14 protein-coding genes and 1 pseudogene are annotated in these 13,645 nt (G+C 25.1%); 3 read left to right on the top strand and 12 right to left on the bottom strand.

The window, feature by feature from the left end:
* Window positions 1-110: 110 nt before the first annotated feature.
* From RDJ14_RS00820 to rsmA, 3 genes are all read right to left on the bottom strand, one after another.
* On the bottom strand, window positions 111-1,124 hold the full coding sequence (locus RDJ14_RS00820; RefSeq protein WP_308149467.1) for an ABC transporter ATP-binding protein: 1,014 nt from the start codon (window positions 1,122-1,124) through the stop codon (window positions 111-113).
* 87 nt (window positions 1,125-1,211) lie between these two features.
* Window positions 1,212-2,087, bottom strand: a complete 876-nt coding sequence (locus RDJ14_RS00815; protein WP_308149466.1) for a hypothetical protein — start codon at window positions 2,085-2,087, stop codon at window positions 1,212-1,214.
* 156 nt (window positions 2,088-2,243) lie between these two features.
* Window positions 2,244-3,077 carry a 16S rRNA (adenine(1518)-N(6)/adenine(1519)-N(6))-dimethyltransferase RsmA gene (rsmA, locus tag RDJ14_RS00810; protein WP_308149465.1) on the bottom strand — a complete coding sequence of 278 codons (834 nt, stop codon included), beginning with the start codon at window positions 3,075-3,077 and terminating at the stop codon, window positions 2,244-2,246.
* A 180-nt stretch (window positions 3,078-3,257) separates the two neighbouring features.
* On the opposite strand from rsmA, the gene RDJ14_RS00805 reads away from it, so the two are divergent.
* Both RDJ14_RS00805 and RDJ14_RS00800 read left to right on the top strand, forming a co-directional pair.
* Window positions 3,258-4,427: a rod shape-determining protein gene (locus RDJ14_RS00805; RefSeq protein WP_308149464.1), complete on the top strand. Its 1,170-nt coding sequence runs from the start codon at window positions 3,258-3,260 to the stop codon at window positions 4,425-4,427.
* Window positions 4,428-4,460: 33 nt separating this feature from the next.
* Entirely contained in the window at window positions 4,461-5,702 is a 1,242-nt protein-coding gene (locus RDJ14_RS00800; RefSeq protein WP_308149463.1) for a rod shape-determining protein, read from the top strand.
* 60 nt (window positions 5,703-5,762) lie between these two features.
* Here RDJ14_RS00800 and RDJ14_RS00795 read toward each other — a convergent pair whose 3' ends face one another.
* From RDJ14_RS00795 to RDJ14_RS00755, 9 genes and pseudogenes are all read right to left on the bottom strand, one after another.
* Window positions 5,763-6,083, bottom strand: a complete 321-nt coding sequence (locus RDJ14_RS00795) for a hypothetical protein (RefSeq protein ID WP_308149462.1) — start codon at window positions 6,081-6,083, stop codon at window positions 5,763-5,765.
* 416 nt (window positions 6,084-6,499) lie between these two features.
* Complete coding sequence (locus tag RDJ14_RS00790; protein ID WP_308149461.1) at window positions 6,500-6,745, bottom strand: DJ-1/PfpI family protein; 246 nt, start codon at window positions 6,743-6,745, stop codon at window positions 6,500-6,502.
* 42 nt (window positions 6,746-6,787) lie between these two features.
* On the bottom strand, window positions 6,788-7,633 hold the full coding sequence (locus RDJ14_RS00785) for a TatD family hydrolase (protein ID WP_308149460.1): 846 nt from the start codon (window positions 7,631-7,633) through the stop codon (window positions 6,788-6,790).
* 20 nt (window positions 7,634-7,653) lie between these two features.
* On the bottom strand, window positions 7,654-9,009 hold the full coding sequence (mnmE, locus tag RDJ14_RS00780) for a tRNA uridine-5-carboxymethylaminomethyl(34) synthesis GTPase MnmE (protein ID WP_308149459.1): 1,356 nt from the start codon (window positions 9,007-9,009) through the stop codon (window positions 7,654-7,656).
* A gap of 33 nt (window positions 9,010-9,042) precedes the next feature.
* Window positions 9,043-9,183, bottom strand: a pseudogene (locus RDJ14_RS00775) (R3H domain-containing nucleic acid-binding protein); the annotation flags it as partial.
* A 293-nt stretch (window positions 9,184-9,476) separates the two neighbouring features.
* Window positions 9,477-10,544, bottom strand: a complete 1,068-nt coding sequence (yidC, locus tag RDJ14_RS00770) for a membrane protein insertase YidC (protein WP_308149458.1) — start codon at window positions 10,542-10,544, stop codon at window positions 9,477-9,479.
* A gap of 111 nt (window positions 10,545-10,655) precedes the next feature.
* The gene (gene rnpA, locus RDJ14_RS00765; RefSeq protein ID WP_308149457.1) at window positions 10,656-10,994 is read right to left on the bottom strand and encodes a ribonuclease P protein component; all 339 of its coding nucleotides are present in this window, start codon (window positions 10,992-10,994) and stop codon (window positions 10,656-10,658) included.
* Window positions 10,995-11,024: 30 nt separating this feature from the next.
* Complete coding sequence (gene rpmH, locus RDJ14_RS00760) at window positions 11,025-11,159, bottom strand: 50S ribosomal protein L34 (protein WP_174481423.1); 135 nt, start codon at window positions 11,157-11,159, stop codon at window positions 11,025-11,027.
* A 285-nt stretch (window positions 11,160-11,444) separates the two neighbouring features.
* Window positions 11,445-11,846 (bottom strand): hypothetical protein, encoded by a 402-nt coding sequence (locus RDJ14_RS00755; RefSeq protein ID WP_308149456.1) that lies wholly within the window; start codon window positions 11,844-11,846, stop codon window positions 11,445-11,447.
* Window positions 11,847-12,191: 345 nt separating this feature from the next.
* Between RDJ14_RS00755 and dnaA the strand changes: the two genes are divergently transcribed.
* Window positions 12,192-13,571, top strand: a complete 1,380-nt coding sequence (dnaA, locus tag RDJ14_RS00750; RefSeq protein ID WP_308149455.1) for a chromosomal replication initiator protein DnaA — start codon at window positions 12,192-12,194, stop codon at window positions 13,569-13,571.
* Window positions 13,572-13,645 lie beyond the last annotated feature (74 nt).

Raw genomic sequence — 13,645 nt, 5'->3', positions numbered from 1 at the left:
TGTTATAAAATAATAAAATAAAACATTAAAATACTTTGTTTATTAAATATAATATGATATAATTATAGCAACAATTAAATAGTTTAATGTTGTCTTTTATTTAAAGAAAATTAAATTATAACTATTAACTTTATTCACCCTCCTTTGTTTTTATTTTTTTCCATCACAAATTGTTCGTAAATTTCTTGTAAATCAATTTTGTAAGGTTTAAGAGAATTAATAATAATATTATTTTTAAAAGCTAGTTCTTGAATTTGATTTAGATTAACTTCTTTTTCATTATTTTTTTTCAATAATAAAAATTTATTTTTTTGTTCAACTTGATAATTTAATTCAACTAAAAGTTTTCTTAATTTAGCATTATTGCTACTCAAAATAGCAATATAAGTTTCTTCATCATTAATTTTATTTGAGTATACTACTTCACCTTTACGTAAGATTGTAAATGAGTCAATAAAATTTTGTAATTCAGATAAAATATGTGATGAAATAAAAATGGTTTTTTTAAGTTCACTTAATTTTTTTAATTCATTAAACAGTTCGGTTCTTGCTGTTGGATCAAGATTAGCGGCTGGTTCATCTAAAATCAAGATTTTAGGATCATTAAGTAAAGCTTGAATTAGTAAAATTTTCTTTTTCATCCCAGAAGAAAAACTATTTGGGTCTTGATTACAAAAATCTCATAAATCATATTTTTTTAACATTTCTTCAACTTTATTTTTTGCTTCTTGTGGCTTTAAACCACTGATTTTAGCCATTGAAAGTAAATATTTTCATGCTGTAATTCGTTTTGGGAATCGCGCTAATTCTGGAATATAACCAATCATTTTTTTTGCTTCTTTAGTAGTATAAGAAAGACCATTAATATAAATATTGCCTGAATTAATTTTTAAAGCACTGATTAAACTTTTAATAGTAGTAGTTTTTCCTGCACCATTAGGACCAAAAAATGCATGAATTTCTCCAGAATTTACTTTTATTGTTATTTTTTTTAAAATTAATTGTTTTTTAAATTGCTTTGATACATCTTTAATTAAGATAGCATATTTTTGTTCTTCATCACTTAATGTTTGTTGTATGTGTTTAGTTGGTAATAAATTTAGTATTCTATTTGGTATTTTCATAAAGTCACACTCTTTTCTTTTTTGAATATAATAAAAATTAATTATTGAAAATAACTTCTATTATTAAAATATAAAATTAGTATGATTTTATTGCAGTAAACTCATTTTTCATCCGTTAATGAAAATTTTAATTTCTTTTATGATTTTATTTTTTAGTTCAGTGATTTTTGAATAAAAAACTAAAGTTAAATTTACTTTTAGATTTAAAATATTATTGTGATTCAATTTTACTTCTGATAGTTGGTTTTTATTAAGAAAAACTATTGAATTATTATCAAAATCATTTAAACAATAATTTAGATTTAAAAGTGAATAGTAAAATTCTTTTAAACTTTTAATTTCTTTGTTATTAACAAAGGCAACTTTTTTTAATATTTTACAATTCAGAATAAATAAATTGATTTTCTTAATAAGAAAAATAGTATTTTTATTAATCATTTGTGAAATTACATAAACATAAAATAATAAAATCATTAAAAAGCAAGTAATTGCTGGAAGATACTCAAAGAATGAAGAAATGTGCATTTTTATTAAAATATCAAAAAATACTCCTAAAATGTTTAAAGAAATGATAAATAAAAAATATACTTTAATAATTTCTTGATATTTTTGATATATTTTACAAATAAAAAAATTATTAAAAATATTAATGTTTAATTTACTAATAAAAATTAGATTTAAACAGCCAAGAACAGTTATTAAATATTGACTACTATTAAATAATAAGTTGCTACCAAAAATTCATAAATATAATAAAGCACTAAAATAAATTGTTAAAACTTTAATAATCATTTTAATATTATTAATCGATTTTTTAATTTTTCAATATGAAACAAAATAATGTTTTTTACTTGTAAAATTAGTAGCAAGTGTAACTAAAGGAACTAATCAAAACATAACTAAAATTATGTTAACAATTAACATGTCATTAACTATATTCTGAATAAAACTAATTAAAGTCATTAATTGTACACCTGTATATTTTCAATTTGCTTACTCTTAATTCTAGCATAATTATTTTTAATTAATAATTTTTTATTGGTTCAAGAATACAAAAAAATCATTGAAAATCATTAATGAAGGTATCTTATTTATAATCACTTATATTAATATGAATAACTAATTTTTATTAATAACATTAAATAATTCATAAAACATTGGAAAATCTAATTCTTCAGCTCGAATTGTTGAAGGTCAAGATAAGTCATTAATAAAATTAACGGCTTTTTCTTTATCATTTAAATAAACACCAACATTATTGGCTAATGTTTTTCTTTTATTAGTAAAACAACTGCGAACAAATTTTCAAAAAACTACTGGTTGCTCCAATTTCATTTTTGGATTAACTTTAAAATAAACAACACTACTAACAACATTGGGTATAGGAGTAAAACTAGCAGGACTAATTTCAAAAGCAATTTTAACATCACAATAAAACTGGCACATAATTGATAAATTACTGTATTCTTTAGTTTTAGGTTTTGAGCAAAATCTTTGTGCAACTTCTTTTTGCATTGTTAAAGTAAATGAAGTAAATAAATCAACATTTTCTAATAATTTTAAAACAATTTGCGAAGTAATATAGTAAGGCAAGTTAGCCACAACATGAATATTTTGAATATTTTTAAACTCATTGGTAATTATTTTTCTTAAGTCTAGTTTTAAAAAATCTTCATTAACTATCAATAAATTATCATGCTTACTTAATTGCGAATGTAAAACTGGAATTAATTTTTTATCAATCTCAATAGTTACTACTTTTTGCGCATGATTAACTAATTCATTAGTCAAATGACCTAAACCAGGTCCAATTTCTAATATCCCATCAGTATTGGTACAATTACTAGTTTTAGCAATTTTTATAATAATATTATTATCTACTAAAAAATTTTGACCAAACTTTTTAACAGCATGCAAATCATATTTTTTTAATAAAGTTTTTGGATTATCCATTCTTAGTCCCCCGATTCTTTTTTTATTTCTTATATACATACTAGTAATAACTAAACAAATGTTTATTTAATCATTGGAAATGCTAATTTCACTACTAGTAATTCTACTTGTGGTAATATTAACATATATCAACTTAATATATAAATATTAAATTGAGTGGGAAAAGGAGATGATTTTTATATGGCAACAAAAAATGACGTTGCTAACGAACAAAATGATGAATTAATTAATATTGTTTCGCTAGACTTAGGAACAAGAAACTTAATTGTCAGAGTTAATGGTCGTGAAGTTTACAAACAAGCAGCTGCTATTGTTTTTGATACTGAAAATGGAGAAGTATTTATTGGAGAAGCAGCTTTAGTGATGAAAGAAAAAACTCCAGCAAATAAAATCTTTAGAGAACCTATGTCAAACGGAGTTATTAGTGATAATAATGCCCTAATTGCTCTACTAACTGAAATTTTTACACAAATTGTTGACGTGAAAGCAGAAAAAATTTGACAAAAATCAGTCGCACTTGTAGCTATTCCTTCTAAAGTCTTTAAATTAGATAGAACAGTTTTAAAGGAAATTCTTGAAGGTAAAAAAAGCGCTAAAATTCCGATTTTTAGTGATAAATTTCCAAAAAGATACTTACCCGTTGATAGAGACCTTGATCATAAAGAAAAACTAGCATTAAACTATTCAATGAATGCTGAAAAAGTAGTTATTGTCCCAGAAGTTAAACTAGCTGCTATTGGTGGTGGATTAAGTCTTTGAGATGCATCAGGAGTATTTGTACTTGATATTGGTGGTGGAACATCTGACTGTGCTATTTTATCAAGTGGTGAAGTTATTGTCCAAGATTCCATTCCAGTTGCTGGTAACGCAATTGAAGCTGGTATTAAATCTCACTTTGAAAAAATGCACTATATCACCCTAAGTTCTGAAGAAGCAGAAAAAGCTAAAATCGGTGCTGGAATTTGAATAGATGGGGACAAAGACAGTGAACACCGTCTTACTATTCATGGAAAAAGCACAAAAACTAAAAAACCTGAACAAATTATCATTTCTAAACAAGAAGTTGCTAAAGCAGTTACCGAAGCATTTGAACCAATTGTCAAACTATGTGAAGATATTATTGATAAAGCGGGTGCTGCCTTCTCAAAAATGATTATGGACAAAGGATTAGTAATCACTGGTGGTGGTGCTTTATTGCAAAACATTACTACTTATCTAAAAATACGCTTAAAAATGGAACATGTAGTTTCTGCTAATAGTCCCAAAGAATGTGTTATCAAAGGTACACAAAGCTACGAAACACATAAGCAAGATTTATATACTAATGGTTATATCAGACCAAGTAAATAGTTTTAAGAAACATAACAAAGGAGGATATAAAACATGGGATTGTTTGATAAAAAACCCAAAGAAAATTTAAATAAAAAACAAGGAATAAAATCTATTAACGACTATAATTGATTAGCTTTAGATGTTGGTACAGAAAATTTTAAAGCACGTTATGTTAATATTGGTCTTACTTACGATGCTCCAACTTATCTTGCTGAAGATTACGAAAAAAACATAATTTTATTTGGTCAAGATGCTAAAGATTTAATTGATAAAACTAATGAAAACGTTGTTATTAAACGTCCAGTTCGTGATGGTAACATTGCTGACCCTGATGCTTTAAAACGTATTCTTGGTAAAATATTTAGTGACTTCAGACTTGAAATTAAAACTGGAGACGCTGGAAAAGAGAAGAACCGTAACTTAATTGTTTTAATGGCAACACCAAGTGAAATTAACTCAGTTCAAAGAGAAGCGTTAGAAAATATCGTTCACCAATTAGGAGCACTTCGCGGATTCGTTCAAGAAGAAGTAAAAATGGCTGCCTTAGGTTCTGGACAAGATATTTTTGGAACTGCTATCATGTGTGTTGATATTGGTGGTGGAAGTACTGATATTGCTATTATTAGTAATGACTCAATTCTATACTCTTATACAACAAATTGTGCTGGAGACTATTTAACTAACAAAATTAGTGAATATATCGCTTCAAAACATGCTTTAAAAATTGGTACTAAAGAAGCTGAAGATATTAAAAAAAATATTGGTTCATTATTGAAATATCAAGATGAAAAGCCATATACAATTTCAGGAGTTTCATTACCTAGACTAGATTCTCAACCAGGTGAGACAATGTCTATTTCTAAAACTATTGAAATCACACCAGAAGAAATTCGTGAAAATGTTATGCAAGTTCAATTTAGACTTGAAATTATTCCTACAATTCGACGAGTACTAAGAACTTCAGGAGAAAGAGCACCTGGAAGTATTAGTGACTTAAAGAAAAAAAGTAAAGGAATTACTGTTTGTGGTGGAGGAGCTTATATCAGAAAAATTGCTGAATTCATTAAAGAAGAGTTGGCTAAAGAATACTTTATCGAAGTTACTGGAAAAGGCGGAACGAAACCAATTCGTCAAAAATACGAAGGAGATATTTTTGAAGTTCGTGTTGCTGAAAATCCTTTAGATAATGTTATTGATGGTTGTGTAAAATACCGTGATACAATTTACAAACAAATAATATTAGAACAAGACCCTAATCGTGAAACTCTTGTAAAAGATGAAGAAATAATGTAGATTCAACAAACTAATAAAAAATGAGTTCATTGAACTCATTTTTTATTAGTTTACATTAAATTAAGTATTAAATTTAATTTTTAATAAACGTTTTTGTTTAATAAAATATCCTATTAAAATCACAACTCCAGGAATTACAAATGAGGTTAAACTGATTAAACCTGTAACAAATAGTTGTCGTTCATGATTAAGATAACTATTCAAACATAACAAAAATGGCACTATTTGAAATAATCCAAAAATAATTATTAAAATCACATTAGATGAAAAATAACTAATGATCGTAACAATGCCATAAATGATACAGGTCATAAATATAACTAATGACATTATCATCCCTATTATTAAACCTAAAGAAATCATTTTATTTTTATTTAACATACCTATTCTCCTAATTTTAAAATAGTTTAATTTTTTCATACTATAATAAAAATTTATATTATCTTTTTTATAAAAAACATTAGTAAAATTGTTATAATATTATTATACTATTTTCTAAGGAGCATTCACATAATGCAAAAAATACAGAGGTTATTGACAAACAGCATTCTATCAGATGATAAAAATAAATTTTTAAAAAAATATAAAAATAAATTTTTATATTTTTACAACACAATTAGTTTCAAATTATATATTATTACCTACTATTACTATTATAAATAAAACAACTTGTTATGTTAATAAATTACATAACAAGTCTTAATTTTACATTTTCACTAGAGATTTTATTTAAAAATTTTTCAATGATAGTTAAGCCAAATTCAAAAACACACCCTACTAATCTACCAGTAATAATGTTACCATCAACAACTACTTTTTTTCTTTAAATCAATTTTACTATTATTCAATCCCATGTCTGTTCCTGGATAATTGAGTAATTGTTTTTTATTATCTAACAAATTTAATTGGCCAAGAATTTGTGGAGCAATACAAATAGCAACGATGATTTTATTATCTTTAGCAAATTCTACTAATTTTGATTTTAATAATTGATTTTTATTTAAATTTTCAACACCTAAATTACCACCTGGTAAAACTAGCATTTCATATCCAGTTGCTAAAAAATGACAACTTTCATTTCCATATTATTCAGTCTCATTATTTAATTTAAAAATATTAAAAGCGTTTTCACGAGTCGTATTAATGACACTGTCAACTTGTTTAGGAATATTTTTTAACTCAGCAATTTTTTTAACTGTAAAAATAATATTTTCTGGATTATTAACTGTTAAACCATGTTTGGGGTTTCTTCCTCTTTTTGGTTCTGGTGTTAAATATGGTGCATCAGTTTCAACTAAAATTCTATTCATAGGAATAGTTTTAGCTACTGCTTGCAAATTAACAGCATTTTTATAAGTTACATTACCAGCAAATGAAATATAAAATCCTTGTTTGATAAATTTTTCAGCGATTTCTTTTGTTCCTGTAAAACAATGCAATATGCCGCAAGTAATATTTTGAGTTTTAATAATTTGAAATGCATCTTCAAATGCGTCGCGAATATGCAATAATACTGGTAACTGATGTTCCTTTGCTAGTTTTAATTGTTCAATAAATCATTTTTTTTGTTTTTCAGGAGTAGTAAATTTATGAAAATAATCTAATCCAATTTCACCAACAGCAATTACTTTACCAGTTTGAATTAATTTTTTCATTTCTAATATTACATTAGTTTTTTCATTGTTTTCAAATTCAGCAACTTCTGTTGGATGGATTCCAACAGCTGCATAAAGTCGAGGTATTTGTTCATCGTTTTCAAATTGACTAACTTGACTAACTGCATCTTGACTAGTTTTTAAAGTAAAACCAACATTTAAAATACTGCCTACGCCCGCCAAATAAGCATCTTTTAATAGTTTTGAAACCTCATCTTCAACATAATGTTCTGACATTAAATGACAGTGAGTATCAAAAATTCCATTATTTGCCATATTTTTACCTTCCTTAATTTCTATTTTCCTAAACAAAATCTTTTGAAAATTTCATCTAATAAATTAGTTTCAAATTTCTTGCCTTGCATTTCCAAAATTGTATTTCATGCTTTTTGTAAATGGACAATGATTAAATCAATTGAAATATAAGATTTTAAGTCTTCTAAAGTATTCTTAACACTAATTTCAATTTCATCTAAATACGCTAATTGTCTAGCATTGGCAAGGAGTAATTCTTTACTAAAGTTAATTTCGGTAGTTATAATTTTATCTTTTATATCTGAAATTAAATTAGTAATTTCTTTATTAATTGCACTAATTTTAACTACATTAAATTTATTTTTAACGTCTAATTCTAATTTTAACCCTAAATCTGTTTTATTAATAGCAATAAGATAATTTTTATTCTCAATTAATGCTAATAATTTTTTATCTTGACTAGTTAGAGGTTTTGAACCATCCAATACTAGTATTATTAAATCAGCATTATTTAAGGCATCATGTGATTTGTTAATTCCTGCTTTTTCAATATTATTTAATGTATTACGAATTCCCGCTGTGTCAATTAAATTTAAAGTAACATCACCTAAATTAATTTTACCTTCAACTAAATCACGAGTTGTTCCTGCTTGATTAGAAACAATAGCTTTATCTTCATTTAATAAAGCATTTAATAATGAAGATTTACCGACATTTGGTTTTCCAATAATAACAGTATTAATGCCTTCTTTAATAGTTTTTGCAATTCTACTATGCTCTTTAATAACTTTAATTTTATTTAAAAATTTTTCAACTAAAGGTATAACATTTTCAATTGTTGTCTGTTCTATTCCATCATATTCAGGATAATCAATATTAACAGTAATATTAGCAATTAATGTTAACAGTTCAGCAGACAACTCATTAATTAATATTTTTGTTTTACCACTTAAACTATTAATAGCGGTTTTTAAAGTAGTATCATTTTCTGCCATAATTAAATCATTAATCGCCTCTGATTCAATCAAATCAATTTTGTCATTTAGATATGCACGTCTCGTAAACTCGCCTCTAGTGGCCATTCTCATACCTGTAGTTAGTAATAATTGTAGTATTTTTTGAGTAATCAAAACACCACCATGACAATTAATTTCAATTGTATCTTCACCTGTGAATGACTTAGGGACACGATAACATGCAAGAACAACTTGATCAATTTTATTGCCATCATAATCAACAATATATCCGGTTTTTAAAGTATGACCTTTTTGTTTTAAAATATCTTTATTAAAAACTTTATTTAAAAATTCATAAGTATCTTTACCAGAAATTCTAATAATACTTATAGCTTGATTTAGGGGGGCAGTCGCTATTGCGACAATTGTTTCACTTAACATTTTTTTACCTCTTATGTTAAACAACCTAAAGATTTAAATCCTAGGTTGTTCTAAATTTTCTAGTTTGATTACCACATGACGTTCTTGACCAGTACCTAATGAATAACTTACAATTCCATCAATTTTCTTTACTAGTTCATGAATTATTTTACGTTGGTTATTGGACATTGGTTCAAAATGAAAGGGGGTTTAATTATATTTCATTTTTTTCATTATTTGATAAATTCTATTTTTAAGGACATATTTTTGATTATTTATATAATTATTGAGATTTATTGTTATAAAATAATTTTTCCTTTGTTCATTAAAAACAAATAACTGAGTGATGGTTCTAAAATAAACGTTTTTCACTGTTTAAAACTATATAAAAGGTATTACTAGGCAAATTTTGAATAAATTTTTCTAAATGAACTATCTTTTTAAAGATTTTTATTTCCATTTTTTACCACCAAAGAGATTTTTAAAAACTATCGAATTCTTTTAGGCTGTACAGTTTCTGATTTAACAAATATTTTTTTAATTTTAGTTGAAAATGGAGTATTAATAGTTCCATTTTTCTTATAGCGATTACGTTTTTGTTTATTGTAACAATGGAAACTAATAGTTTGAATAATTTGTAATAAACCTGAAATAATTCAATAAATTCCTACTCCTGAAGGAGCAATACATACATAGAACACAAACATTAAGATAAAGATGCTTTGCATAATAACTTGTTTTTTTAAAGCAGCTTTTGATTCTTTTGTTTTAATTTTTTGGCGAGAACGATTTAAAAACATAGGTAAAAGCATTGAAATTAATTGTGTTGGTACATAAATTAAAATTATTATTAAATACATAAAGTGGCCTTGAGTAATCATTCCTCATGGTTGTTCAACTAACTGAATAGCTCCAACTGTAGTGTTTTTTAAAATATTTGTTGATTTCATAACATTATACATAGCCAAAATAAAAGGCATTGATAAAATCATAGGAATAAAGGCAGCCATAGGATTAATACCTTCTTTTTTATAAATAGCCATTAATTCCATTTGTTGTTTTTGTTTGGCACTTGGATCTCGTGAATGTTTATATTTAGCTTGAACTTCAGTAGTTTTCATTTGAACAGACTGCATTTTTTCTTGATTTTGTTGTGCTTTAAAAGTAAATACTAAAGTAATTAATTTAATAATTAATGTTGTAAAAATAATAGAAAAAATAATACTTACACCATTTGTAGGATCACCGTTACCACTTAAACCAGATGATATATTAACTAATAATCATGAAATTGGATAGACAAACATCGCATAAAATGGTGATTTAGTAACTGTTCATGCTTCTGCTCATGAACGAATACCATTAAAATCATATTCAAATATATTACCACCGTTAATATGAAAAATATGATTTTTAGCTACATCTTGATTGCCAATTAAGATTTCAAAAAAGACAGCAGCAACATTATATTTTTGAAAATCATATGCTGAAGTAACTGTGTCTGTGGCAACGTTAGTATCACCCATAACCTGACCACAGCCTCAAAGTGTTGACATTAACAAAAATACACCTAAAATTATTTTAGATCATTTTCATGTCATTTTAACTCAAACATTTTTTTTCTGTTGCTTTTCTGGAAATAAAAATTTTTTATACTGCATTGTTATTTATACTCCCTTTAATGGTACTTTCATTAAAAGATTTAATAAAGAACTAGTATTTTTTTCATATGTATTAGATAAGTAATTTTTTCTAACCATTATGACCATATCTACTGGTCAGTCCTTTTTAACATCTATTAACATGCTACGCACCTGACGTTTAATTTTGTTACGCTCAAAAGCAAAGCGAACTAATTTTTTTCCTACTGATATTCCTATTTTTATAGTGCCAAAATCTGAACGATTTATATAATAAATATAAAATTGGCTATTTGAAAGTTTTTTTCCTTCGTTAATTAAATATTTAAAATGATGATTTTTCAAAAGATGGTATTTTTTTTCCATATGTCCATTCACCTTAAAATATTTTTTAAACTATGCTGTTAATTTTTTACGCCCTCTTTGACGTCTTCTTTTAATAACATTAATTCCTGTCGCAGATTTCATTCTTGCAAAAAACCCATGGGTTTTTTGATGCTTCCTTTTGCTTGGTTGGTATGTTGGTTTCATCTTTATTCTCCTTTTTGTTAAGTTTTATTAAAAAATCAATAAAAATATTCTAACACAATATTATTTTATTCACAAATTAATTCTAACAATTATAAACAATTAATAGATAGATATATTTTACACAAAAAAATAAAGAAATAAAACATTTTAATGATAAAGAATGGAATATTTACTCATTCAGCTTATCTAAATAAAAACCTTAATAAGGTTAAATAATTTAAAAATTAAAATCTTGCTTGAAGCAAGATTTTAATTAATTGTTAAATGATACTTTAGATTAAAAGTTTAAACTTCTACTGTTGGTTGTTGAGTAACACTAGTATCAACTGGGGTTGCTGTATATTTTCCTACTAAAATTAAAATACCACCAATTACTCCTGAAAAAATTAAAGAAATTACTCCTGCTGGAATATTTGAATTTGCTTTTCCACGTAACAAATTAATAGAAAAAAATAATGGTAACAATTGTAATAGAGCAACAACGATTCAAAAAATAGCCGTAATTTTTTTAGTAGTTGCCACAACTTCGCTAATTCCTCCAGATGTTGAACTAGCAGTTTCAACCGAACTAAGAGCTGTTAATGTAATAATTGCACCAATAATTGTTAATAACATAATAATACCTGATGAAATGATTGATACGATACAACCTGCCTTGCATAAACCATCCATTTGTTTTTCATTCATTTTATTTCTCCTGTCTTTCATTTTTTTAATAACCACGCCTAATTTTACTTTAAAATATAATAATAATGATGATAATTTATTGTTAAATCCATTTTTGTGTGTAAATTTTTATAAGGTAGCTACTAACACCCAAATAAAAATTTTAAAATTATTGTTAGCAATATTAGTTCAACAAAAAAATAAATGATTTATAATATTTTATATAATACTTATTATTTAGAGATTAGAAAATAATAATACCTATATTAACAAGTTTATTAACAGGTTATCAACACTAATCCACAAGTTATCAACAAAGTTATCCACATGATAGCTTAAAAAATATTTATTACTGAGGTTTTTGTTATGAATAATATTGATAAAACAAAAGAAACTTATCAAAATATTTGAAATAAAGTTAGGAATTTTTTGCAATATGATGAAATGATTGATCCAAGTATTTTTAATACATACATCAAAAATACTTATATTTATGATATTTTTGAAGATAGATGTCTGATAATTGTTGAATCAACATTTGCTAAAGAAATTTTAACTAAAAATTTATCTACTAAAGTTAAAGAATTACTAGATAGAATTATTCAACAAAATTTAAAAATTGAATTTTTAGAATTAAACGAAGTAAAAAAGCAAAAAATATATGAAGAAAAAGATTTTATTGAATTTAATAAAACTCAACAAAATAAGAAACAATTTCAATTTAGCAATTTTATTAAAGGTGATTCTAATAATGAAGCATTTCAATCAGCTTTGTCTATTACTTTAGAACTTGGTAAATATTGAAATCCTTTATTTATTTATGGAAACTCTGGCTTAGGTAAAACTCACTTATTACATGCTATAGAAAATGAAGTAAATAATAAATACCATGGTGAAAAAAAAATACTTTACTTATCTTCTGAAGAATTTGGTCGAATGATTCCTGATATTATTAAACAAAATATTTCTAATATTGAAAAATTTAAGGATTCCTTCAATCAATATGATGTGCTTTTAGTAGATGATATTCAATTTTTAGCTAACCGCAGTAAAACTAACGAATTTTTTTTTCATATATTTAATAGTTTTGTTAATAAAGAAAAACAAATTGTAATCACTTCAGATAAACATCCTGATGATTTATATGGTTTTGAAGAGCGAAATGTTTCAAGATTTCAAAGTGGTTTAAGTGTAGGTATTGATTCTCCAGATTTTGAAACTGCTCTAATAATATTAAAAGAAAAAATTAAATCTTTAAATTATGATCCAACTATTTTTACAGAAGAATCTTTAAATTTTATTGCATTAAATTTTAATAGCGATGTCAGAAAATTAGAAGGTGCTCTAAATCGATTAATTTTTTACAGCATTTTATATATAAAACCAAATCATCTCATAGTTTTAGACGATGTAATGAAAGCTTTTAAAATTACTAGTAATTCATTAAAAGAAAAACTAACTATTAAAAAAATACAAAATATTGTTGTTGACTATTACAACATTCCTTTGAAATTATTAGTTAGTACTTCGCGTGTTAAAACAGTTACTACTGCTCGCCATGTTACCATGTACTTAATAAAAACTTTGTTAAATGAATCATATACTAAAATTGGTAACGAATTCGGCGGTAAAGATCATACAACAGTGATGAATGCTTATAACAAAGTTAAAAAAAATATAGAAAATAATTATGAATTTAAAAAAATGATTGAAAAATTATCTCATCAATGTTTGAAACATAATTAATCCACATATTATTCACATTACTTTACACATATTATTCACATATAAAAAGTTAAAATTTCCCTTAAAAATAAAGG

Source organism: Spiroplasma sp. AdecLV25b (assembly GCF_030913225.1).
Lineage (GTDB): Bacteria > Bacillota_I > Bacilli_A > Mycoplasmatales > VBWQ01 > Spiroplasma_E.
The sequence above is the reverse complement of the archived record's forward strand: the minus strand, read 5'-3'. Positions and strand labels throughout refer to the sequence as shown.